21 protein-coding genes are annotated in these 24,755 nt (G+C 42.5%); 5 read left to right on the top strand and 16 right to left on the bottom strand.

Features of this window, described 5'->3' with window-relative positions; all coding sequences use genetic code 11:
• Positions 1–58: 58 nt before the first annotated feature.
• Both addA and addB read right to left on the bottom strand, forming a co-directional pair.
• Positions 59–3,817 carry a helicase-exonuclease AddAB subunit AddA gene (gene addA / locus BK139_RS17225; RefSeq protein WP_076261214.1) on the bottom strand — a complete coding sequence of 1,253 codons (3,759 nt, stop codon included), beginning with the start codon at positions 3,815–3,817 and terminating at the stop codon, positions 59–61.
• The gene (gene addB / locus BK139_RS17220) at positions 3,795–7,301 is read right to left on the bottom strand and encodes a helicase-exonuclease AddAB subunit AddB (RefSeq protein ID WP_076261211.1); all 3,507 of its coding nucleotides are present in this window, start codon (positions 7,299–7,301) and stop codon (positions 3,795–3,797) included. Before addB ends, addA begins: the two co-directional genes overlap by 23 nt.
• 149 nt (positions 7,302–7,450) lie before the next feature.
• Here addB and BK139_RS17215 point away from each other — a divergent pair, with 149 nt between their 5' ends.
• Positions 7,451–8,605: an MFS transporter gene (locus tag BK139_RS17215; protein WP_076261208.1), complete on the top strand. Its 1,155-nt coding sequence runs from the start codon at positions 7,451–7,453 to the stop codon at positions 8,603–8,605.
• A 33-nt stretch (positions 8,606–8,638) separates the two neighbouring features.
• Here BK139_RS17215 and BK139_RS17210 read toward each other — a convergent pair whose 3' ends face one another.
• The 3 genes from BK139_RS17210 to fabG form a co-directional block, all read right to left on the bottom strand.
• Positions 8,639–9,178 carry a GNAT family N-acetyltransferase gene (locus tag BK139_RS17210; protein ID WP_076261205.1) on the bottom strand — a complete coding sequence of 180 codons (540 nt, stop codon included), beginning with the start codon at positions 9,176–9,178 and terminating at the stop codon, positions 8,639–8,641.
• Positions 9,179–9,258: 80 nt separating this feature from the next.
• Complete coding sequence (locus tag BK139_RS17205) at positions 9,259–10,437, bottom strand: thiolase family protein (RefSeq protein ID WP_076261202.1); 1,179 nt, start codon at positions 10,435–10,437, stop codon at positions 9,259–9,261.
• 55 nt (positions 10,438–10,492) lie between these two features.
• On the bottom strand, positions 10,493–11,233 hold the full coding sequence (fabG, locus tag BK139_RS17200) for a 3-oxoacyl-ACP reductase FabG (protein ID WP_076261200.1): 741 nt from the start codon (positions 11,231–11,233) through the stop codon (positions 10,493–10,495).
• A gap of 246 nt (positions 11,234–11,479) precedes the next feature.
• Here fabG and BK139_RS17195 point away from each other — a divergent pair, with 246 nt between their 5' ends.
• Positions 11,480–11,806, top strand: a complete 327-nt coding sequence (locus tag BK139_RS17195; protein WP_076261197.1) for a hypothetical protein — start codon at positions 11,480–11,482, stop codon at positions 11,804–11,806.
• Between the two features lie 63 nt (positions 11,807–11,869).
• Here the strand turns inward: BK139_RS17195 and lepB are convergent, their stop codons facing one another.
• From lepB to BK139_RS17175, 4 genes are all read right to left on the bottom strand, one after another.
• On the bottom strand, positions 11,870–12,424 hold the full coding sequence (gene lepB / locus BK139_RS17190) for a signal peptidase I (RefSeq protein WP_076261283.1): 555 nt from the start codon (positions 12,422–12,424) through the stop codon (positions 11,870–11,872).
• 27 nt (positions 12,425–12,451) lie between these two features.
• On the bottom strand, positions 12,452–13,075 hold the full coding sequence (locus tag BK139_RS17185) for a TVP38/TMEM64 family protein (RefSeq protein ID WP_076261195.1): 624 nt from the start codon (positions 13,073–13,075) through the stop codon (positions 12,452–12,454).
• 514 nt (positions 13,076–13,589) lie between these two features.
• On the bottom strand, positions 13,590–14,519 hold the full coding sequence (locus BK139_RS17180; RefSeq protein ID WP_175609148.1) for an LCP family protein: 930 nt from the start codon (positions 14,517–14,519) through the stop codon (positions 13,590–13,592).
• A gap of 264 nt (positions 14,520–14,783) precedes the next feature.
• Positions 14,784–16,769, bottom strand: a complete 1,986-nt coding sequence (locus BK139_RS17175) for a S9 family peptidase (protein WP_076261190.1) — start codon at positions 16,767–16,769, stop codon at positions 14,784–14,786.
• A gap of 230 nt (positions 16,770–16,999) precedes the next feature.
• On the opposite strand from BK139_RS17175, the gene BK139_RS17170 reads away from it, so the two are divergent.
• Complete coding sequence (locus BK139_RS17170; protein ID WP_076261187.1) at positions 17,000–17,389, top strand: YhjD family protein; 390 nt, start codon at positions 17,000–17,002, stop codon at positions 17,387–17,389.
• Positions 17,390–17,493: 104 nt separating this feature from the next.
• Here the strand turns inward: BK139_RS17170 and BK139_RS17165 are convergent, their stop codons facing one another.
• Positions 17,494–18,048 (bottom strand): competence protein ComK, encoded by a 555-nt coding sequence (locus BK139_RS17165; RefSeq protein ID WP_076261184.1) that lies wholly within the window; start codon positions 18,046–18,048, stop codon positions 17,494–17,496.
• 198 nt (positions 18,049–18,246) lie between these two features.
• Between BK139_RS17165 and BK139_RS17160 the strand changes: the two genes are divergently transcribed.
• Positions 18,247–18,483, top strand: a complete 237-nt coding sequence (locus BK139_RS17160) for an IDEAL domain-containing protein (protein ID WP_076261182.1) — start codon at positions 18,247–18,249, stop codon at positions 18,481–18,483.
• A 62-nt stretch (positions 18,484–18,545) separates the two neighbouring features.
• A complete protein-coding gene (locus BK139_RS17155; RefSeq protein ID WP_076261179.1) occupies positions 18,546–19,190 on the top strand; it encodes a Type 1 glutamine amidotransferase-like domain-containing protein in 645 nt (214 codons plus the stop codon).
• A gap of 44 nt (positions 19,191–19,234) precedes the next feature.
• On the opposite strand, the gene BK139_RS17150 is transcribed toward BK139_RS17155, so the two are convergent.
• From BK139_RS17150 to BK139_RS17125, 6 genes are all read right to left on the bottom strand, one after another.
• A complete protein-coding gene (locus BK139_RS17150; protein ID WP_076261178.1) occupies positions 19,235–20,527 on the bottom strand; it encodes a M48 family metallopeptidase in 1,293 nt (430 codons plus the stop codon).
• Between the two features lie 163 nt (positions 20,528–20,690).
• Positions 20,691–20,996, bottom strand: a complete 306-nt coding sequence (locus BK139_RS17145) for an AzlD domain-containing protein (RefSeq protein ID WP_076261176.1) — start codon at positions 20,994–20,996, stop codon at positions 20,691–20,693.
• Positions 20,989–21,717 (bottom strand): AzlC family ABC transporter permease, encoded by a 729-nt coding sequence (locus BK139_RS17140; protein ID WP_076261173.1) that lies wholly within the window; start codon positions 21,715–21,717, stop codon positions 20,989–20,991. Before BK139_RS17140 ends, BK139_RS17145 begins: the two co-directional genes overlap by 8 nt.
• Positions 21,718–21,869: 152 nt before the next feature.
• The gene (locus tag BK139_RS17135) at positions 21,870–22,664 is read right to left on the bottom strand and encodes an ABC transporter ATP-binding protein (RefSeq protein ID WP_076261171.1); all 795 of its coding nucleotides are present in this window, start codon (positions 22,662–22,664) and stop codon (positions 21,870–21,872) included.
• Positions 22,639–23,661, bottom strand: coding sequence for an ABC transporter permease (locus tag BK139_RS17130; RefSeq protein ID WP_076261169.1), 1,023 nt, complete (start codon positions 23,659–23,661; stop codon positions 22,639–22,641). Before BK139_RS17130 ends, BK139_RS17135 begins: the two co-directional genes overlap by 26 nt.
• A gap of 60 nt (positions 23,662–23,721) precedes the next feature.
• On the bottom strand, positions 23,722–24,732 hold the full coding sequence (locus tag BK139_RS17125; protein WP_076261166.1) for an ABC transporter substrate-binding protein: 1,011 nt from the start codon (positions 24,730–24,732) through the stop codon (positions 23,722–23,724).
• Positions 24,733–24,755 lie beyond the last annotated feature (23 nt).

Raw genomic sequence — 24,755 nt, 5'->3', positions numbered from 1 at the left:
TTATAAATACATCTCCTGCACATACACAAAAGCCGGCAAGTCTCCTTGCCGGCTTTTCCTATAACTTAATTGTATGAGCACCATCAAAGAAAAACAGGTATCTTTCATTGACTTCCCGTTTTAAAATCTGTTCCAATGCTCTGGTGTACATATCAATTTGTACTTTGTACCTGATTTCAAGAACGGGTTTGGCTTCAGCAAACCCTCCCTTATAACGGCCGCTGATTCCATCCGTTTTATAATCCAGGAGCACCAAACCATGCTCATCTTCGAATACACAGTCCACAATCCCCTGAATGAGAACAGGTTCATCTTCACCCTGCCAATCTGAATAAATTTCCCGGGCAGGGAAAGATAAACTGAATGGGATTTCTCTGCGTACCGATTTAGCCTGAACCATTCTTTGTCCCAGTTCAGTTTCGAAAAATTGCACAATCAGCTGTGGCTCAATGCTGGCACGCTGCTCTTCCGTGAGCAATTCTTTCCTGACCATCTCATCCATTTTGGAGGATATCGTTTCCACTGTTACAGGCCGGCTGAAATCAATATGCTGCATGACAGCATGCATAGCAGTACCCCGTTCAGCAGGAGAAAGTGATTTTTCCTGCATAAAGCGAGGCCGGCTGAGCATCGGTTTACTGATTTTACGGATTAATTCAGTACTGCTGTCTTCTTCAGAAAAAATCTCCCGCTGCCTCTTCACTTCCGAAACGGATTGTTTAGATCTGGCTTGAGCTGCCTGCTTAAAGGAATATTTCCAGGAAAGCTGTTCCTCAACTTTATCCTTATAAGCCGATTCTGCCGGAACAGTTTTTCCTTCATAAACCAATTTCAGCAAATCCGTTTCGCCCTCATTGGCTTCTTCCGGAAGAACAGCAGCTTCTTCGCTTTTAATTATGGTTATATTCCAGCAGGAAGGGTGTTCAAGTATATCACCCGGGACGAGAGGATCCACCAGCACTTCCCCTCTCAATGCCTCACACTCCCGATGCCGGACAAGAGCCGGGCCAATCCAGTCCAGATAACTGTTTGCAGAAGCCCTGTCATACTCATTCAGGAGCCAGTCTTTATGTTCGGATGCCTGCAGCCACTTATTTAATTTTTTTTCTGCACTCTTAACAGACGAAACCAGGTACAGTTTTTCCTTCGCCCTCGTTAAAGCAACATATAAAACCCGCATTTCTTCAGCCAGCATTTCCATTTTCTTTTTTCGTTTAAAAGCAATTTGCGGCAGAGAGGGATACGAAATTCTCTTCTCGGCATTTACATATTTTGCAGCGAATCCAAATTCCTTATCAAGCATATATGCCTTTTTCAAGTCCATCGTATTAAAGCTGCGGGCAAGCCCTGCAATAAAAACAAAGGGAAATTCAAGACCTTTGCTGCTGTGGATCGTCATAAGACGTACAACATCTTCCTGCTCACCTAAAGCGCGGGCAGCACCAAGATCATCGCCTCTGTCCCGCATTCGTTCAATAAACCTTAAAAAGCGGAATAATCCTCTGAATGAGGTTGCTTCATACTGTCTGGCTCTGTCGTACAATGCGCGAAGATTTGCCTGCCTCTGTTTTCCGCCAGGCATACCGCCGACAAAATCATAAAATCTGGTTTGTCTATAGAGATGCCAGATCAGCTCTGAAAGGGAACCCTGCCGCGCCATTACACGCCATTCTTCAAGAGCATCAAAAAATGGCCGGACCTTTTCATATAATTCTCCCGTTTCAAGGGTTGGGTGATTCCGGCAAAAAGAAGTTAATGCTTCATAAAATGAACCCCTTTTATTATGGATTCTGATTTGTGCAAGCTCTTCTTCGGTCAGACCCAAAATAGGAGATCTCAGAACCGATGCCAGCGGAATATCCTGATACGGATTATCTATCACTTTTAGAAGTGACATCATAATCGCTACTTCTGTTGCTTCAAAATAACCGCTGGAAAGATTGGCATAGACAGGGATTCCCTGCTGTTTGAATTCCTCCATAATCTGAGGAGCCCATGTCATGGAACGAAGCAGGATGACAATATCCCTGTACTTGGCAGGACGTCCGGAATGAGTCTTTGTGTTGTATACTTCTTTCCGATTCCCAATGATTTCTTTTATTTTTGAAGCCATATATCTGGCTTCGAGCTGTGATTGGGCTAAATCTTCGCTGTCAAAACCCTCATCCATGGATTCAGGTTCCGGTTCACTCTTTTCATTTCCTTCAAGGTCAATAATAGCAACCTCAATAGGCTGCTCCTGATCCTCTGAAAAGGGAGCTCCTTTAATAAGTTCAGCTGCCTGGTCATACTCAATTTCACCGACAGACGTCCCCATAATCTGCTTAAAGATATAGTTGGTCCCATGCAGAACTTCTTTACGGCTTCTGAAATTTCGCGCCAGATCAATTCTGAGCCCTGCTCTTTCTCCATCCCGGTCAAACCGCGTGTACTTGCCCAGAAACAGATTAGGCTCTGCAAGGCGGAAACGGTAGATCGACTGCTTAACATCCCCTACCATGAATAAATTCCCGTTTTCTTCTGAATCTGCCGTTACCAGCTGCAAAATAGCTTCCTGAACCATGTTGGTATCCTGATACTCATCAACCAGAACTTCTTTGAACTGATTTCTGCAGACAAGAGCCGCTTCTGAAGGCCAAAGCCGTCCCTCCTCATCTGGTGATGAAAGAATTTCAAGGCAATAATGCTCAAGATCAGCAAAGTCAACAAGCCCTTTTTCAGTTTTAACCTGATTAAAGCGAATGGAAAATGCTTTAACTAACCTAACAAGCTCTTTGATATGGGGCTTCATTTCCGCCATATCACGCATGAAGCTTTCCTGTCTGCGGAGAAACAGTTCTTCCTGCAGGCCGGTTATGATTTTCTTGGCCTGATCCCTAAGTTTTTTTGCTTTTTCGACCAGTCCTTCATCATATTCATCGCCCTTACACGTTTTGGCTCTGCCAAAAGACCATGATTGCATCGCTTCATACAGCATCGTCCATGAATCATTTTTCGCTTCAATTAGTGTATTTACAACATGCAGATCTGCGGTAAAGTTCTCTGCTCTAGGAGCCGGTCCCCCTGGAAGCTTGGTCAGCTCAAGTCCAAATTGAAGCAGCTGTTTGGCTCCTTTCAGTTGAAGATCAATATCCTCCAAAAGCGAACGGACAAATGGAAGCTGCTCAAGACTGCTGACTCCTTCCACATTGTACATCTCAACAATTGAATCAAGATATTGATCAGGCGAAGGGTTGGAACGGGCAAAATCGTATAAGTCCCTTATTATATCCTGAAGGGCAGTGTCACTTCTATCATTTGTAAAAGTGTCAACAAGTGCAAAGAATCCTTCATTTTCCTCTTTGCCGTATTCATCTTCAAAAAGCTCTTCGAGTACTTCATCCCTCAAAAGCTGTGCTTCAGTTTCATCAGCGATCCGAAACCCCGGATCAATATCGGTCATATAGTAATATTTGCGTATCATCTCTAAGCAAAATGAGTGCAAAGTCGAGATGGATGCCCTGTTTAATAAGCTTACCTGCTTTCTGAGGTGAACAGATCGCGGATTATCATTTATAGCCTTTTCAAGAGCCTCGCCGATTCTGTGCCTCATTTCTGCTGCCGAGGCATTTGTGAAAGTCACAACAAGCAGTTCATCGACATTAATAGGATCTTCATCCGCGATAATCTTATTGATGATCCTTTCAACCAAAACAGCGGTTTTCCCTGATCCGGCTGCTGCAGCCACCAGGATATCCTGGCCCTTGGCCATAATCGCTTTCCATTGGTCATCAGTCCAGGTTGCACCTTCCGGCTTAGGCGGTATGGTCATTTTCATCTCCCTCCACCTCCTTCTTGATGATTTCAATCATGTCTTCTTTTGGCTTAGGAGTAAATAATCTGTAATCATTTGTTTCAAGAGATTCATCAAATTGGCATACAGATTTATAGGCACAAAATGTACATGGTGTTTTTTCCTTCATTTTATATGGAGCAATTTCAACATTGCCCTCAGTAATCTTATTGCCTGTATTCCTATACATCTTTCTTACATAGCGGCGCAAATAATCAAACTCCTGCTTGCTTGCCACTTTAGACCGCTTCGAAAGGGTGCCGTCCTTTTTGAACCCCGCTGAGATAATGGATGAGTCGCCTGTCTCAATAGTCTGGTCCATTAACCTGATTACATTTTCTTCTCCGAGCAGGAGGCCATTCATTTTGAATTTCTTATAGAGTTCCTGTTCGATATCCTCCAATGTCAGCATTTTTGAAGTGCTGACGATCGGATTATGGACATGGAAGTAAAGGACTCCTGCCGGGTCGGCTTTTGTTCCAATTAAAGAGCTGGAATGGGCAATTATGATGTCCAGATACGTCAGCATCTGCAGAGCAATGCCATAGTAAACCTCACTTACATTCAGATCCTTGGAGCTGGATTTATAGTCTATTACCCGTAAAAATGTCCCGTTGGCATCCTGAGCCTTATCTACTCTGTCAATTCTTCCGACAAGCTCCATTTTAGCCCCGTTTTTAAGAGGAAAAGCAAGCGAAGGAAGCTCTCCTTTCGGCCCAAACCCCAGTTCAAGGCCCACCGGCGAGAATCCGCTTGATTTGGCATGCTCGCTGATGACATAGGAAGCTCTGCTGATAATTTGCTCAAGCTTTCTCTTAATATAGTGATGCCTGTTCGAGCTTAAGAGAATTTCATTTTGAAGTTTAGGAGCAAGCATTTCAACCGCTTCTTTTGCAAGGATCTCACACTGTTCCCTCGTCATATCTGTCCATGAAAGTTTCTGAGTCATAACTGTTTCTGCAATAAATTTTAAAGCAGCATGGAAAAGATCCCCGATATCCGGTGCCTCCAGGCGGTACACCTGTCTTTCCCGCAGCCTTAGTCCATGCTGTGCAAAATGGGAAAATGGGCAGCTATGGAATAATTCCATTCTCGAAACACTCGCCTGAATATGATCTCCATACAATTCCTTACTGACGTCTTCACCAAGCTGAAGTGTCCTGTTTTCATAATTAAGACTGGAAAGCACCTTCAATGCAGGCCTTCTCCACTGCTCATTTTTAAGGTAATAGTTATAAACATCCCACCAGAGGTCATAGATTGGATAGCTGCGTTTTTTGAGCTGAAGCTGTGAAGTCAAATACGATAATGCTGTATTAAGGTTATCAGCATACTCCAGCTGCTCCGTTTCCTTAAGCTCTGCCGGATCAGACATGAAGGAATGATGCCTGCAATCAGGAAATAAATCTCCCAATCTCTTAATATAAGGAGACGGCATAAGTGCTTTACCTTCTTCATTTGCCAATGGATAGCTGATAAAAAGTTTTTCTGATGGAGTAACAAACGCTTTATAAGCTATAAATTCCTCATCAAGCAAACGTGTGCGGCTTCCCGGCGCCAGTTTCATTCCGTTCGTGTTCAGCATTTCCCTGTCGTCATCCGCCAGCACACCATCCTCCGAGAACTTGGCAGGAAGTACTCCTTCATTCAGCCCAATGACAAAGGCAGCTTTAATATCGGTTAGCCTTGATCTTTCCAAATCGGCAGCCATGACCTGATCAATGGCAGGCGGAACAAGCGTAAATCGAAGCGACTCCAGTCCGGCATCAAGAATGGATGCAAAACGCTTAAGGCTTACTTCTTCTTCACCAAGCATTTCCACATATTGATCCAGAAGCTCCATTATGGCATTCCATGCTTGTCCATGTTCCCTTGACTTAACAAGGTTCCCTTTATCCTCCTGAGCAGTTTTCCACTTCTCAATCTTCAGAGGAACATCCAATTCTTCCATGTATAAAAATAAAGCTTCACACAAGCTGCGGCCATCAGCAGCCTTTCTTAAGCGCCTGTGCAGCCTTAATATTGGGCCTGTAATCATTTCGCGCAGATCATTTAACTCATCTTCTACTTTTTTCTCGGCATCAGTCTGGGCAACTGCTTCAAACTCCAGCCCCCTGATTCTTCTGTATGTCCATCTCTTCTTTTTCGTCCATTTGTCTCCTTGAATGCCATAAGCTAGAACATAGTTCTCAAGTCTGTCCATTTGCTCACGAAGCTTTCCGGGGTTTAACCTGGACGGAAAAATCAGCTCTGTTTTTATAGCTCTGAAAATCGGTTCATAGCGCCAATTCCCATTGATTATCTCAAGTGTTGACCGGATTAACTCAACGAGCGGGTGATTCAGCATGGTTCTTTTCTGATCAATAAAAAATGGGATATCATAGTCACGGAACACTGTTTCAATCATGTCATGATAATCCTTGCCGTTTCTTGCCAGTACGGCAATATCACGGTAGCGATAGCCATCTGTGCGAACAAGCTTATTAATTTCCCTGGCAACGCCTTCAATTTCAGCCCTCCTGCTGACAGCCTGTCCAATGTGAATGTCCGCTTCACCTGTAAATGCCTCTGCAGGCCTGCTGTCAAAATGAGCCTCAAGATGCTTAAGTGAAGGCTTGAGCCACCTTTTTTGCTCGGAAAGGAGCATCTCTTCCACATCCAGCCTGTTGCGGGAAGCCATTTCTTTGATTGTCTGATAGCTTTCTCCCGGCATTCTGAATAAATGAAGCTCATCAGAAGCACTGTTCTTTAACGGCTGGTCAAGCGTTAATGTGATTGTGACGTTTTTACACTGCTTCATCAGCTGTTCAACAATTGCATATTCCTGTGGTGTAAAGCTGTAAAAGCCATCTATATAAACCTCAGCATTTTTTAGATACTCTGAATGGGAGGCTTTTTCCGCAAGCAGGCGGAAATAATCCTCTGAATCTGTATATTTGCCAGAAAGGGATTCCTCGAAATTTTTATAGATTATTTCAAGATCATGCAGCTTATCCTGAAGTGCCTTATTTGACTTCCCGCTTGCCGAGAGCTGATTTTGCTTTTCCGCCAGTTCGTCGGGAGCTACACAATATCGTTTGAATTCGGTCATGATTTGTTCTACTTGCTGAATAAAGCCATTTTTGTCTGCAGCCCTTTGAAACAGCTTAAGATCATCCTTTTTATCTTCAATGATTTTGCGGATCAGCATGCTGATGCCTACACTATTAAGATGGTATCTGCTCATGCCTCCCGTTTCCTGAAGAATTCTCCAGGCAAGACGCGTGAAAGAGTATACCTGGCTGCGGATCATTCCGCCAAGGCCAGGTGTTGTTATTAATTTATATTCTGAAAGGAACGTCATTTGTTCCGGCACTAAATAAATGATTGGATCTCCATCCGGATTAAACCGCAGTTCATCACGGATTTGGTTAAGGCAGTATTCCGTTTTACCACTCCCGGAACGGCCTATCAATAAACGTACGGTCATAATTTTCCTCCTTAAAAAAGCTCTCTCTCTCTATCATTATTTTATCATATAAGCTGTTCAATTTTTTGTATGGGGTTCTTCAAAATTGTGGAAATGACAACTTTCCTATTCGGGGTTTCTTGCATAAAGTATATCGGCAGGTGATAAGGATGATTTCAAAACAGGTCTTGATTGCAACTTCAGTCATTTTGACAATTACAGGAATTTTCGTGGCCAGCAACATTTATACACTAATCCCTATTTACGGGGATATTGCTGACTCATTTAAAATAAATGAAAATTATATTGTTGGCGGAGGAAGCCTGTTTGCATTTTTTTATGCAGCCGGCCTGCTGTTCTTTGGTCCTGCCTCTGATACATTTGGCAGGCGCAGAATTATTATTACAGGTTTGTTTGCTTCTGCTTTGTCCACTTGTGCCGTCGGGCTCTCTCCTAATTTAGAGGCTCTCTATATAACTAGGTCGATTCAGGGGCTGACTCTTGGGAGCTTTGCTCCTGTTGCCTTCGCTTATTCCTTTGATCTTTTACAGCCGAGGAGCCGCACCCTGCTGCTTGTTTTTATCAATACAGGATTCCTTGTCGCCGGCATCCTTGGACAGTTGATCAGTTCGACAATTACTTTTTATTTTAAATGGAACTATGCTTTTTATTTCTTTGCGTCTTGTTATTTAATTCTTTTCCTAGCATCGTATAAAATACTTCCAGGCACTTCTCCTCCTTCCAAATCAGAGGTTTCCGTTATTTCTATTATGAAAAAACTATTAATGAACGGAAGCCTGCTCCAAAGCTATGCTATTACCTTTACTTTGCTGTTTACCTTTGTAGCTTTTTACGATGCAATAGGAAGGAATTTCGAGGGAACCATGGAGGAGCTGTTCACATTAAGAGCTGTGGGACTAATCGGGGCGCTGCTGTCGCTCTTTACGGGAAAATTAATTGAGCGGATTGGTGCCCATTTGACTTTAAAGCTTGGTTTACTTTTAGGAATCTTCAGCATCATTAATATGTTTTTCTTCAGCAGCACTATTGCATTAATGGCTATTTCAATAATGTTCGTGGCCTCTATATCTATTCTTGTTCCCACAGTTATCACACTGATTGGCATGATAGCAGGAGCTGATCGGGCAAAAGCGCTTTCTCTCTATTCTTTTTTTCTATTAACCGGGGCAAGCCTTGCGCCGCCGGCGGTTATGATTCTGGAATATCATGATGTACTGTTTCTGCTTCTTGCCTTTTTTCTTACGAATATCGTTCTTAGCTATTTCTTGTCAAAAGAAATTACTTTTGTCAGTCAACCAGAATAAATCTTGTAAAGCGCGGTATCATTCCGCGCTTCTTCACTCTTTCCACTCCTTTCTCAGCAGCCCGTATAAATACATATCATGCCGTTTTCCATCGCGCTCAAGAAACTCTCTATAGCAGCCTTCTTTCTTGAATCCAAGACTTTCATAAAGAGTCTTTGCTCTAGTATTATAGGAAAATACAGTAAGCTGAAGCCTATACAAATTGAGCTCCATAAAAGCATAGCGAATCAGGCATTGCATGGCGTCCTTTCCATACCCTTTTCCCCATTCGGTTTTATCTGCTATGGCAATGGTAATCCAGCCTGTTCTGTGTGGCCATAAAATGCCGTTTAACTCCGCAAAGCCTATCAGTTCATTTGCTTCTTTTAACCTGAGCGAAAATCTGAAGGTGTCTTGCGGACATTCATCAAGCCATTTCTTAATTTCCGTTTCCTGTTTGGGTTTTACCGGCAGAGCATCCAGGTTTCGCATAATTTTCTCGTCTGCACGCCACTGGATTATCTTTTGAATATCATCCTCAAGAAACGCCCCCAGAATGATCTTTCTTCCAGACAATATCGTACTGCTTATCACTTTTCTCCCTCCTGAAAAAATAATTCTGCAAGAGATGGGATTCGCTAATTGGATAAATAAAGAGCTCCCGAAGGAACTCTTTATTCGTACGTTTCCACAAATACTGCGGCTCCCATTCCGCCACCGACACATAAAGAAGCGATTCCTTTATGGTCTCCTCTTCTCTTCAACTCATGAACAAGACTTACGACAAGACGAGCACCTGTACATCCAATTGGGTGTCCCAGGCTGATTCCGCTTCCATTTACATTTACTTTCTCCCGGTTTAAGCCAAGTTCTCTCTCAACCGCCAAATATTGGGCCGCAAAGGCCTCATTAACTTCAATCAAATCAGCTTCTTCAAGCGACCAATTGACACTGGCAAGACCATTATTAACTGCCGGAACAGGTCCTCTTCCCATTACTTTCGGATCTACTCCCGCAACAGAGAAGCCAGCAATCTTTGCCAGCGGCTTCAGTCCTCTTTCGAGAGCCAGCTCTTCCGGCATGAGGACCAGTGCTGCTCCGCCGTCATTCAGGCTGGATGAGTTTCCTGCTGTTACCGTTCCGCCCTTTCTAAAGACCGGCTTCAATCTGCTCAGCTTTTCCGCTGTTAAGTCCGCACGCGGGTTTTCATCTTTTGCAACGGTTACTTCTCCTTTCCGGGTCTTCACAGTAATTGGAACGATCTGCGAATCAAAGTAACCGTTTTCAATTGCGTGCAAGGCTCTCTTATGGCTAAGCAATGCCGCTTCATCTTGCTCTTCCCTTGTGATGGAATGAATTTCTGCCAGGTTTTCTGCTGTTTCCCCCATCATGATATGTTGGATTGGATCTTTGAGAATCTCCCATACTGTGTCGGTTACCTGTCCATGCTGCATGCGGGCGCCCCAGCGATGCTGTTTTAATACATAAGGACTGGAGCTCATGGCTTCTACTCCTCCGGCAATAACGATATCTGACATACCTGATGCAATCTGCAGGGCAGCGGAGATAATGGCCTGCATACCGGATGCACACTGTCTCTGGACTGTGAACCCTGTTGTCGTATCGTCAAAGCCTGCAAGCAATGCTGCTGTCCTCGCTGTGTTCGGTTCATCTGTACGCTGAATGCAGTGTCCCAAAATTACTTCATTCACGTCACTGCTCTGCAAGCCGCTTCTTTCGGCAGCCTCTTTTAATACTGGAACAATCAAATCTGTCGGCAAAAGATCCTTAAAGGCTCCTCCAAAAGTCCCGACCGGTGTTCTTACTGCTGATGTTATTACAACATTTCTCATACTTTTCCACCCCTTTTATTATCAGATTAACGAGCAATCGCTCAGAGTCAGGTTATTACATCATAATACCGCCATCTACATGCAGGACCGTGCCATTCACATAATCAGATTCATCCGAAGCCAGAAACAGATATGCATTCGCAATATCTTCCGGTTTTCCAAGTCTGCCCAGCGGAACCATGCCCTGCATTTGGCCAATCACCTTTTCCGGCACTTTTGCTGTCATGCCTGTAGAGATAAATCCTGGGGCCACGGCATTAACGTTAATTCCTTTTCGGCCGAGTTCTTTTGCCCATGTTTTGGTCATTCCCACCACACCCGCTTTGGCTGCAGCGTAGTTTGTCTGTCCGACATTCCCATAAATTCCGGAAACAGAAGATGTATTGATAATTTTTCCCCTTCCCTGCTCCAGCATGAATGGAAGCACTGCTTGTGTACAATGGAAAACACCTGACAGATTCACATCCATAACCGCCTGAAAATCATCCGGGGATAACTTTGATAGCATCCCGTCCCTGGTTATTCCTGCATTATTGATAAGGATGTCAATTTTCCCAAATGCCGCTTTTACAGCTTCCGCCATACTGTCTATGCTTTGCCTGTCAGCCACATTAACCTGAAAGAACTGTGCATTTATTCCTTTTTCCTTGAGCTCTTGAGCCCTGGTTATTCCCATGTCCGCGTCATAATCTGCCATGGCTACTGCGGCTCCTTCACCTGCAAACCTTTCTGCTGCAGCGAGACCAATCCCATTGGCTGCACCTGTAATAATGGCGACTTTATCCTTAAGCCTCATTAATTGCACCTCCACTATATATACAAATATTCCGACATCAAAAACTAAAACTAATCCGGTAACGTGTACACCAGCTTTTATTCGACAAAGCCCGCAGATTCTCCTGTATCCCATGCAATTATTCTTAAACAACGATCCCAGTCTTTCAAGGAAACTGTTGGGAATTTTTTGAATCGGTTTAACCGCAGCCAAAAAAGGCTAAGAAATATAAAACAATAGACAGCAAATTGGAAAGGGGCATTTATCATGAAAGTTGTTTATGGATTGATGGCACAAAACGGAGACGCCCAGGAGCTGTTATGGGACTTGGGATTTTGGGAAAGTGAAGAATCCGCAAAGGAATACTTAAATGCCGAAATGGCCAATTCACGCGGAATTACCGTAGAGCCTATTAATATTAATGATGCTATTCCCATTCACCCGGAAGAAATAGAGGAAGAAAAAATGGTTGCCTGTTCTCTATGTGGAATTGAATACAATCGTGAAGATGTGAATATGACTGATTATGATGAAAACGTGTGTGTAAACTGCGAACCTGAATATAGGGAAAATCCTAATTTGCATGTTATCTAAGATTAACCTTTTCTGCAAAAATAAGAGACTCGAATATTCGAGTCCCTTTTACTATAAGATCTGTTAGAATGACGCATCCATTTCATCAAGCGGCCAATAGCGCAGGTTTACTTTCCCTACAACCTGGCCGGCTGAAATAAATCCAAAATGCCGGCTGTCCCAGCTCCCGAGACGATTATCTCCCATAACAAAAAGTTTACCCTCCGGGACAGTTTCTGTGCCCGTCATCTCCAGCAGTGTAAAGTCACCTGTCAGTTTGCCTCCTGAGATTTCTTTTCGGTACTTATCCAAATAAGGTTCATCCACTTTCCTGCCATTAATAAATAATTCATCATTACGGTATGCAATTTCATCCCCCGGCATTCCAATTATTCTTTTTACAAAATCCTCTTCATCATTATGATGGAAAACAATTACGTCAAAGCGTTCTAAATCGCTGACCTGATAGCCGATTTTATTGACAATCAGCTTATTTCCATCCTGAAGGGTAGGCATCATGGATTCACCTTCGACAATGTAATTGGAGAAGAAAAAAGTCCGTATAAAAGCAAAGATGATAATGCCTATTGCAAAAGCCTTCAGCCATTCCGCTCCTTCTTTTCTCAATCCTTCCTTCACCATTCATCTCCCCTAGTACTTATGCATTCAATGCTTTTTATTCCCGCGATCTTTTTCTACGCTCATATTCATCTTTATTTCAATAATTTTGCCGACATACCAAAGAATGAAAATGACCAGTGCCACAATAGCAGTCCGAATTGGCTGTGTTATTAATGATCTGATATCATATCCGACAAAGCTTATTGTAAAAATCATCACTATTTTCCCCGTCAGGACTGCCAGCATATATTGAGCAATACTGATATTTGAAAGCCCGGCTACAATATTGACAACCGCTGAAGGAGTAAACGGAAAACAAAGCAGGATGAACAATGGCCCGAATCCATGCTTTTCAACCCATTTCATAAGCTTCTGTACCTGCTTATTTTTTTTCAAAAAACGGAGTATTCGTTTCTGGCCATATTTTCTGACCAGCAGGAAAACAATCAGCGCTCCTGCGACCGCTCCGACCCAGGAGTATAAAAATCCCAGCCAGAGACCAAATGCACTCGCATTTGCCATAACAAACAAAAACAGAGGCAGAAAGGGCAAAAATGCTTCTAGCATTGGAAGCAGAATACCCGGGAGAGGTCCAAATGAACGATACTCCCGGATTAAATCCATAATATTCTCTAATGTAAACCAATCTTTGAGCAGTTCAAAATCCATTAGTATCTCCTTGTCCAATATGCAGCAATACCTTAGTCGAATCGTTTTGATAAAGTGAAACTTCAATCAGTGGGGGGGGCATTTTCCCCCACTGATTGTTAGTCGCGTTCTAGTGTCGCTAAGATCTCCGCTAGCGCTTCGATCAATCGGCACTACGAATCCGATTGGTTCAACTAAGCCTCTGCATGCGCGACGGCAAGTTTCACTGTATCTCACCAATCGGGCCTTTACATTATAAAGCGAGGCGACTTGCCCAGGGGTGACAAGCATAAGACGAGCAGATGGTGGGAAGTGCTTTTCTTCCCATCAGCTGATTGGCTTATGACCTCGAGCCCCTAGGAGCCGCAGCTAGATTGGGCTGTTTGACCCCCACTTACCCTCCTTTGATTCCTCTGAGTCTTGAAGTGGGGGTCTTACTGCCCGTTAGAATGCGATAAAAAATAAGTTTCCCCTAGTTTTACCATTTCCCCTTTTATTGTACACCTAATCAGGCAAAAACAGTGTTTCTGTCTTTTTATTTTGAAAGAAATTCATGGATTGCCGCTTTATTCGCCTCTTTATCTATGCCCAGAACCGCAGCACCATTAATTCTCTCGTTTTCAAATGTTCCATCAACAGGAACGCGAAGAGTCTCAACATTCCTGTTATCCTTAGATACGAAATCTTTTCCGATATACAGAATATCTCCCGTGTTCATATTGGTATTTACAAAAGGAGTTACCACCCCGATGAGTTTTGGAAGCTTCGTAATGGTCTGAAGGCTTGTAAACTGGCTTGCTACTTCTTTCATCACCTTCTGCTGGCGTTCTACTCTTCCGAAATCCCCTACTGCATCCTGCCTGAACCTGACGTACCCAAGGAGATGCTCTCCATCAAGCCGCTGCAGGCCCGGTTCGAGTGTGACACCGATATTGGCAGACATTCTTTTTTCCACATCAATTTCTACCCCTCTGGGAAAAGCTTCATCAATTAAATGTACAAAGCCCTCAAAGTCAACAATAGAGTAATATTTAATATCTAAATCAAAGTTCTCTTTGAGCGTCTGCCTCAATAACTCAGGACCTCCATAAGCAAGAGCAGAATTTATTCTGTTTTGCCCATGACCCGGTATGTCCACATACATGTCTCTCATAAAAGAAATCAGCTTATATGTGCCCTTTTCAGGATGATACTGTGCAACCATTATGGTATCAGCCCTTGATTTCTCCTCTCCCCTTGCATCACTTCCGAGAATCAGGATATTCGTCCCGCCATATTTATCTTTTTCGCCATTGAATTCAAACTCTTCTGTCTGTATATTTGCTTCTCCTTCTGTCTGGGAAACACCTTGCTTAAATTGAAAATACGAATAGCCAAGGGTTCCTGCAATCAAGAGAAGCAGAATTAGGAGGACAGATTTCCACTTTCCTTTCTTTTTCTTCTTTTCATATCTATCTGATCTCATAAGTATAAGTCCTTTCTTTAAAGCGAATTATGGAAGGGTTTGAACACCTTCACCTATATTTGACTGCAGAGTTCAATAAAAAGTTTCGAAAGCTATGCTGGTATATCCTGTATACATATATTTTGCAGATGAATTGGATTCTTTGCAATTTATTTTAAATAGTTTCTTGCATAAAAAAATGACATCATTGATATATCGGCAAGTTTTGTGTCCCTTTACAGATCTATGAAAAAAACCGCAAACCAGATGGCCTGCGGTTATATCTCAAAGATATTCATCAAACCAGCCGGCTATATAGTGCAGGCGGCTAATTCGCAAATTCGGTTTTCCGCTTCTTGAAAGCTCATGATTGGCTTCAGGGAACCGGACAAATTTTGCTGTTTTCTTCCGATGCTTTAAGGAAATGAATAATTGCTCTGCCTGTTCAATTGGACAGCGATAGTCTTTTTCACTGTGCAGAATCAGGAGTGGTGTATTTATATCATTCACATAAGCAAGCGGAGAGTGTTTCCATAGTTTTTCTATATCATTCATATCACTCTTGATTTGCCAATCAGTAAAATAGTAGCCGATATCACTTACTCCATAAAAGCTGATCCAGTTGGAAATGGAGCGCTGGGTGACAGCTGCCTTGAACCGGCTGGTGTGTCCAATAATCCAGTTGGTCATAAAGCCTCCATAGCTTCCTCCCGTTACGCCTAGCCGTTCTTTATCGATGAAATCGAAGTTTTCGAGCGCGTAATCGACTGCATCCATAATATCCTCATAATCCTTGCCTCCGTAATCCCCTCTGACAGCATCTACAAAATGCTGGCCATATCCATGGCTTCCCCGTGGATTGATAAACAAAACCGCATAGCCTTTTGCAGCGAGGCATTGAAATTCATGGAAATAAGAATTGGCATACATAGCATGAGGGCCTCCATGGATCTCAAGCACAAGCGGTGCTTTTAGGCCCTCTTTCAAATGGACTGGTTTCATGATCCAGCCATGGAGGTCCCACTCATCTGAGGATTTAAACTGAATGGGCTCGGCATCTGCCAGCTCCACTCCGCTCAGGAACTCTTCATTGACTTTTGTCAGCTGTTTTAATTCCCCTGTCGGAACATCAAGTAAATATAACTCTCCGGGAGAAGACGGCCTGCTGATGGCTACAACCGCTTTATTGATAGTTCCACCTGTTGTCAGTCCATATACATGCTGCTGATCCAGCAGGGCAGGATATAATTCCCCATCTAAAGAGCCATAGTAAACAACTGTATTGCCATGATCAGTTGCCAGGAAGTAAAAGCTTCTGCTGTCCTCTGCCCAAAGAATTCCCGGTGTTACTGCACCCTGCTGGAAATCTCCGATGGCATAATCACCAGCCAATATGTCCGATTCTGCAGTCAGGCACTGCAGATTCTCAAATTCGAGGTTATACACCCATACTTTGGTATGCGTAGCATTTTCGTATTCCCTTTCATGCCCGAACAATCCTATGTGTTTTCCATCAGGGGACCATGCAGCGCTTCCGAAATAACCATTACCATTTGTAATCTTTTTCATGTCTTTTGTTCCAAGATGGATGATATACACATCGCTTAGAAAAGAAAAATCCTTATCTTCACTCAAATCTGCCGTAACAGCAATCCATTCCCCATCTGGGGACCAGTCCTGCAATTGGAAATCATGTTCTCCGGTTGTCAGCTGCTCCATCTCGCCAGTTTCTATATCTATTAATGCGACCTGGCTGTACCTTCCGTTCCAAAAACCCTGGGCGTCAGATTTGTGCTTCATTTTTTCAATTTCAATCGGTATTGGCTTTTCTTCCTTTTTTTCCTGGTTTTCTAGTGTTTCTGCGTTTTCACCCGGTTTTATTGAAAGATTGAAGGCAAGTTTCTTTCCATCAGGGGACCAGACAGGATTTGAAGCACCATTTGCACAATGTGTCAGCTGTCTGGCTTCTCCGCCTGCTTTGCTCATTACATAAATCTGTGACTTCCCGCCTCTGTCTGATACAAATGCAATTAACTCCCCATCTGGAGACCAGCGGGGTGAATGATTGCGGTGTTTGCCATAAGTCCACTGAACAGGCTTATTGCTTTTTGCAGTATTTATGTAAAAAACATTTGAACTATATGTATTTTCTTCTTCAAGCATTCTGGTCTCGACAAAAGCCAAATCATATCCATTCCTGGAAAGCTGCGGATCAGCTGCAGATTTTAAATGATAAAGGTCTTCTGGTTTAATTGTTCTTTTTTGCGTCATTTATTTCATCCTTCCTAACTGTGTGTTCTACTTATTTCGACATCAGAAATAAAATCCCTTCCCAATTAGCTTCAGGCTGAAACTTTTTTTCATTATTGGAAATGATGAAGTATAACAGTATTTCGACAAATATAGGCTCTTGCAAGATAAAACATTCCTTTGTAAAATTAGATAAGAACATACGTTCTTTAACAAGGCAGGATACTATTATTTAAGGGGAGCAGAACAATATGACCAGAATTCCTGAGGAAGACCGTAATATCATGGAACAGGCTATTTATCTGCCAATGGTGCTGACGGTTTTAAATCGCGACTCTATTGTCATTAATAAAAGCCCGTTTAAACTAAAACAGCCTTATCTTGATTTGGTTGAAGAAACAATGAAGGTCATTCAAAGTGAACTCTCTGAGGTAAAACGCTATATGAATAAAAACCAGCTAAAGGTACAGGAAATAAAGAGGGATGAGGCATTTACTATGTTTATGTTCCTGTACAAAGGATATGAGGAGCATCATAATTATTTTAATCCCCGGATCCGCAATAAAGTTCAGGAGCTAATGACCTATTATCTTATAAAAAAACCTTTGCCTGGACCAGGGAAAAATCGGAAAGCCAATTAATTTTTGCAATAAGAAAGCCTGCAGCTAATAAGGCAATATACTACGGAAAATAGAAGCATGAAACTCCGCATGCTTCTTGGTTATCCTTCAATTCCAGCCCTTCTCTATTGGTAGGCTCCTTTTCTCTCCGAAGCATTCATTATTTTGGAACCATTCGCATAGTAAAGAGACTTTCTCTCTGAATCTTCTATCCTTTTTGTCAATGTCGTTTTCAGCAGTGCTGTTCTGAGCACCTGGTTATTAAGAGTCGTATAAGAGACTGGAATTACAAAGCTTTGCTTGTTCTTAAAAACTACTTGGGTTTGTGCGTTCTCCGCTCGCTTGAAGTAATTGATGTGATCCAATGCAATCCACATACATTCCGGATTGCTTGGAGAAGCTGTCGGGAAAAAATAAATGAAATTTGTGGGGTCAATCGTTATCGGAGCTTTATGGGTGAAGCCGGTTAATTGGCGTGTACCCTCTTTTCTTCCTTCATAGCTTGATCCAAAATATTTGCAGCTGCTTTTAATTATTTCAATCGGCTTAAAGGGAGAAGTTACTTCATCATCAAGCTCCCAGATTTGCGAATAAACTTTTATCCCATAAGAGAGAGGTTTAATAATCATCGTATTGGGATTGATTTCATATTCTTCGATTATTTGAATATTTTGGGTCATACATTTTCATCTCCTTTTCTATTTCGTGCTCACTTTTCCATATTAACACCAATTTATCTAAAAATTACTAATTTATTCAATAGTTCTGAAATTGTTCACATTTTCGACATTCTGAAAATATTTTCTAAAAATTTAAAAAATTAGTTGAATATTCAGAAGCAATTCCATATAATATTAAAAAGCTCAGGGGTGGTTTCCATGAAGGAAAAATCATACACCGACTTAATGAAAACGAGTGGATCTAAGCGAAAAAACCTTAAGGAATCTTTTGTATTGGATCTTTACCTGGATATGCTTATTTCCGAGATACTGCTGAATAATGAAAAAGAAAAGCTGATGAAAAAAGTAGACTCGGCGATTGATGAAGGAAATAAACCGGCATTTATGCATTTTTCGAAGCAATACAAAGAACTTTCCAAGCGTTTTGGCACTTAAAAAGCAGCTTGCCCCCGCCAATCAGCGGGGTATTTTATTTTTAGTCAGGAAGGCGGGGAATAATGAACAGCAGGCATTTATTTTTAATGGGCGGAAGCCCTCCATTCGGGCAAAGGTTAGGTAAAATGTTTACAGAGCTTGCCTGCGGCTCGGATGGCAAAATAGCTATACTCTTTTTGGAAAGGGATGGCTGGGAGATGTATATGAATAAGTATACTTCTGCCTTAGTTCCTAATGGAGCCGGGAATTTCTGCTATCTCCCGCTTTCCTCTGGCCCAGCAGAATCTTATCTTCAAGAATTAATGTCCTGTTCCGGCATCATTATTGGAGGCGGTGACACAGAAAATTACAGAAAATTCATCGTGGATAGTGAAACCGGAGAATGCATTAGAAAGATGTACATGAATGGTATTCCTGTAGCAGGCTTTTCGGCAGGCGCCCTGATCATTCCGGAACATTGCATCATTCCCCCTATTGATAACCTTAAAAGACAGCACCTCTTTTTGAAAGGGCTCGGGTTAATCAGGAATTGCGCCATCAGTGTCCATTTTACCAAGTGGAATGAACGGGAAAATCTCAAGGAAGCGGCAGGAAAAGTCAATGCAGCGATCGGTTATGGAATTGACGATGATGCAGGCGTCTATTTTCACAATGAAATTCAGGCTGACGATGAAGGAAACATACATATTTATAAAAATGAAATTTAAAAAAGCAAGCCGTTTGGCCTGCTTTTTTAGTTATAATGAGCAAATCATTCCTCTGCCTGCTTCCGTTCTTTCTGCCTCTGTTCCATTTCAAATTCTTCCAGCATAGAAATGCGCTCAAGCATCGTTGGATGCCCATATCGGAATACTTTCACAAGAAGCGGCGGATTTACCTGGCTTAAACCGGCACGTGTCAGCTCCTGAAATGTTTCTATTGCGGCTTTTGAATCCTTTGTCATTTCAATGGCATAGCGGTCTGCCCTTGTTTCCTGATACCGTGAAACAAGATTGGATAGAGGGCTTGAAATAAAGAGCAGCATTGAAAGAATCATCAAAAAAAGCGGCAGGGAACGTATATCATTTACTGCAGGGATTTTTAAGGCCCTTCCCCATTTTTCTACTGCTTTTTCCATTAATTTAGCTGTCAAATACAGCCCCAGCAGAGAAAGCAGCAAGTATCCTCCAATTCCGATGTAAATATGCTTCTCCACGTAGTGGGCCATTTCATGTGCCATTATAAACAGAATTTGATCTTCAGTTAATTTATTCAGAGTTGTGTCCCAAAGAACAATTCTTGAATTTGAGCCGATCCCTGTTACATATGCATTCAGCGCATTCGTTTTTTCGGCCATATCGACCTCAAAGACATGTTCAGCCGGTATTTTAGCCTGATTGGCCAAATCAAGAATTTTCGTTTCAAGTTCCTTATCTTTTAAAGGATAAAAATCATTATACAGAGGGTCAATGACAACCGGCTGGAGAAACATCATAAATAAGGTAAATGGAACTGATAATAGCCATGCGTAAAGCCACCATCTTTTCCTGCTCTTATTAATCAGCCAGTAAAGAACAGACACGATAAGAAGCATCATTCCATAATTAACCCAAAAATCAATGAGTTCATCCTTCATCCACCCACTAAAGCTCTGAGTGGAGATATTATACGTTTTTGAAAGCGAAAAGCTGATATAGCTTAATGGCATCGTGGCAATAAAGGCGAAAAAAGAAAGCCAAATCAAATAGATTGCCGTTTGCAGGAATTTATATGGCGCTGTCTGTTCCGCCCACTTTTTAAAAGCATTTGAAAAGCCAAATAAGAGAATAAATAAATAAAATATCCATTCAAAAGGAGTAGAAATAAAAAACAGCAGGTTTCTTATTTTAGAATATTCCTCACTGAGCATCAATTCCCTGCCGTTCAGGAAAGTTGCCGGATCTGCCCGTGACCCTTCATACTCAAAGGGCAGACTGGTGTCAGCAAAATAGAATAGATACCAATAAAAAAATAAACCGTATACGAAAAAGGCCAGAGCCCCATAAAAACCTAATTTCCGCGCCATTCAATTCCCCTCCTATGGTACAACCTTTCTATATTTAGTTTAGTATAAAAATCTGTAAATAGAACTCATTTGATGGGACAATCATTTCTTTCTAATCCATCAGTTCTATTGAAAAAGCCGGTTCAAGAAGGAACCGGCTAAAGAACATCCATCATTATCTTTTCTAAAACAAAAAAGAATATACAGATAACACAGCGATCGATCCCAGCACAACGACAATTACATTTGCGCCTAAAAAGGCTGCCAGAAAAGCAGCAGCTGCACCGAGCAGACCAAACCAAATATCTTCATTAATAAACAGAATACCCGGAAAAATGAGTGCCCCTAATGTCGCATAAGGCACATTCTTTAATATCCCCTGAACAAAGACGGGAAGCTCCTTCCCCTTAAAAAGCACAAAAGGCAGCAGCCTTGGGATATAAGTAACTGCTGCCATCCCAACAATCATCCACACAATATGGCTACTCATGCTCCTGCCCCCTGTTCCCGTTTTTTACACTTTCAATCCATTCAACTATTACAGCCGATAAAAGCGTTGCCGTTACAATTGCCCATCCTGTCGATAGCGTATTAGTCAAAGTGAAAATCGTGTTAAAACACGCTGCAAGTGCGGCAAGAAAAACAACTTTTGCACTCTTTTTCATAGACGGAACGAGAAGGCCGACAAACATGGCATAAAGAGCAACAGACATGCTTTCCTGCAAGGTTTGCGGAAGGCTCGCCCCAATAAGATGCCCAAGTCCCGAACAAATGACCCAGCTTGCATAGGAAACCGATATGAGCCCAAGCATATACCCGCTTGTTACCTTTTCTTCACGCACAGCTGCAACTGAAAAGGTTTCATCCGTAATCCCAAAAGACAAAATCACCTTGTTGGCAGCCTGTTCATCTTCCCACTTTTCATTAAGAGAGGTAGACATCAAAAAGTGCCTGATATTCACGATAAAAGTTGTTAAAACAATTTCAAATATGCCTGTCCCAAGTGTAAGCAGGCTCAGGGATATGTACTGTGCTGCCCCGGCAAATACGAGCAAACTCATTAAAACTGTTTCACCTATTGTAAGACCGGTTGTTTTGGCAAGCAGTCCAAATGTTAAAGCAATGGGTGCATATCCTATCGCGATGCTGATTCCCGCCTGCACCCCCTTTCTAACTTCACCGGAAGGCTTGCCGACTGCAAGTTCTGCCATGATGCTCACCGCCTAAAAATATAATAAAAGGTTCTAAAAATTATACTATACTAGACTTAAAATTAGAAGAAACTGTTATCGGATTGTTTTGGATATAATGCCGCTTGAACAAAAAATCCGAACAAGGTAAAAACCTTGTCCGGTCCACACATCTAAATAAGAATCGCCTTGTCGCTGCTCATTTTCTCTCCACGGATTTTCTGGAATTCCTCCAGCAGTTTTTCTACTGTCAAGTCTTTCTTCTCGTCCTCATTTGTTTCAAAAATGATCTGGCCTTTGTCCATCATGATCAGCCTATTTCCCAGGTCAAGCGCCTGCTGCATATTGTGGGTCACCATTAAGGTTGTAAGTTTATATGTTTCCACAATCTCTTTCGTAAGGCTGGTAATCAATTCAGCACGAGCCGGGTCCAAGGCAGCGGTATGTTCGTCCAAAAGCAATATTTTAGGCTCTGTAAAAGTCGCCATCAACAGGGATAATGCCTGCCTCTCCCCGCCTGACAGCAGTCCGACTTTTGCTGAAAGCCTGTTTTCCAATCCAAGATGCAGCATTTCCAGCTTTTCCTGGAAAAAGTCGCGGCGTTTCTTGGAAACACCTTTGCGAAGGCCGCGCGCCATAGTTCTCGCATAAGCAATGGCCAGATTTTCCTCTATCGTCATGGAAGGTGCTGTTCCGGCCATCGGATCCTGGAAAACGCGTCCAATCAGCCTGGATCTTTTATGTTCCTTCACAAGAGTGACATCAGTGCCATCAACCAGCACTTCTCCTATATCAGGAATCAATTTGCCTGAGATCATATTCATGAGAGTAGATTTTCCCGCTCCATTACTGCCGATAACCGTCATGAAGTCGCCTGGCTTTAAATGAAGATCAATTCTTTGAAGTGCTGTTTTTTCGTCTGGAGTTCCCTCATTAAACACTTTATGAATCTGATTTAATTGCAGCAAGATGTTCACCACTTTTCCCGTAAGCATTCGTTTTTTTCGCTTCCGCTAATCTCCGCCGCTTTCTCTGCTTTTCTTTTTGCTGCTGAATAATCTTTGGCAGAATCAGCGCGCCAATCACGATTACTGCTGTGATTAGCTTCATATCTCCTGTTTCAAGGAATTCAACCCTTAATGCAAGAGTGACTATAATACGATATAAGATGGCTCCTCCGATGACAGCCAGCGTTGCCCGGACAATCGTTTTTGCACCAAAGATTGCTTCCCCGATGATTACGGATGCAAGTCCGATGATTATCATCCCGATTCCCATTCCGACATCACTGAATCCGTTATACTGTGCCACCAAGGCTCCTGAAAATGCCACCAGTGCGTTTGAAATACCCAATCCGGCAATCTTCAGGAGGTCTGTATCAGCAGAAAAGCTGCGGATCATCGTCTCATTGTCTCCTGTCGCCCGTATAGCCAAACCAATATCTGTCTTTAAAAATAGATCAATCAGTGCCTTAACAGCAAATGCCAAAACCAGCATAAGCAATAGAATCCCCCAGGTCTTAGGAACAAAATTCATTCCCAGCGCTCCGAGCAGGCTTCCGATAGTCTGATCAATTCCAAGTCCCTGCCAGAATGCTGTAATCTTTGTGATAGCCGTTTCCTCAGACAGCAGAGGAACATTTGACTTACCCATAATCCTGAGATTTATAGAGTATAATGCTATCATCATTAAAATACCTGACAGCAGGGCATTTATCTTGCCCTTTGTATGAAGCAGCCCAGTGAAACATCCGGCGGCAAAGCCTGCAAGCATAGCTGCCATTGTTGCCAAAAATGGATTGTACCCTCCTGTTATCATGACAGCAGCAACAGATGCACCCGTTACAAAGCTTCCATCCACCGTCAGATCGGGGAAATCCAAAATTCTGAATGAGAGGTAAACGCCCAGCGCCATTAAGGCATAAATAGCACCTGCTTCAATGGAGCCAAAGATGGCAGTTGGCATAGTAATCTTCCTTTCTATTAGAAAAACGCAAGCATTGGTGGTTAAGTGCTGGTGCTGGTTCTATTCCACAAACTCAGCAAGCCCGTTCCATTCATCTTTTAAGTCAATGCCCATTTCTTCTGCAGCCTTTTTATTGATTACCAGCTTTAGGTTCTGCGGATATTGGACAGGCAGTTCGGATGGCTTCTTGCCTTCTTTTAAAATTTTTGCCGCCATTTCCCCGGCTTCATATCCGATATCTTCATAGTCAAATCCGTATGCAGCAAATCCCCCGCGTTTAACAGAATCCAGCTCTCCCACAAAAAGCGGGATATCATTGTCGTTTGAAACCTGAATGACAGATTCCAAAGCGGAAACGACAGTATTATCGGTAATAATATAGATGGCATCTGCTTTTCCGACAAGTGATTCTGCAGCCTGTTTCACTTCAGAAGAATTGGATACGGTAGCTTCGGCCAATTTCATATTTGTACCTGAAAGTGCTTCCTTCACCTTATCAATCTGCACCTCTGAATTTTGTTCTCCTGAATTGTAAATAACACCTACCGTTCCAGCCTCAAATTGTTCATCTATAAATTTAACCATGCTGGGTATCGCATCAGGATGTGTATCTGTTGTACCAGTAATATTTCCTTCAGGTGCATCCAGTGATTTTACTAATTGCGCACCCACTGGATCAGTTACTGAAGTAAATACAATTGGTATATCCTTCGTTGCATTCAGTGCACTTAATGCACTGGGTGTAGAGTTGGCAAAGATCAGGTCCACTCCATCTCCGGCAAAATTATTGGCAATGGATTGATTATTATTCTGGTCCCCCTGGGCAATCTGGACATCGTAGCTTGCTTTAATGCCTGAATCCTCCAATGCCTTTCTAAAGCCCTCCAGCGCCGCATCTAACGAAGGATGTTCGACAATCTGAGTAACTCCTATATTAATTGACTCTCCCTTTTCTTTATCCGAAGAGCCGGCTTCCCCGTTTGCACTATCACTTCCGCAGCCGCTTAGCAGTAAAGTTCCTATAAGGCCTGCCGCTGCTATAGCTTTAAATGTTTTTACTCTCTCTAACATACTGGTTGATCCCCCTTTAATCT

The sequence above is a fragment of the Paenibacillus sp. FSL R5-0490 genome (genome assembly GCF_001956215.1).
Lineage (GTDB): Bacteria > Bacillota > Bacilli > Bacillales > Cytobacillaceae > Cytobacillus.
The sequence above is the reverse complement of the archived record's forward strand: the minus strand, read 5'-3'. Positions and strand labels throughout refer to the sequence as shown.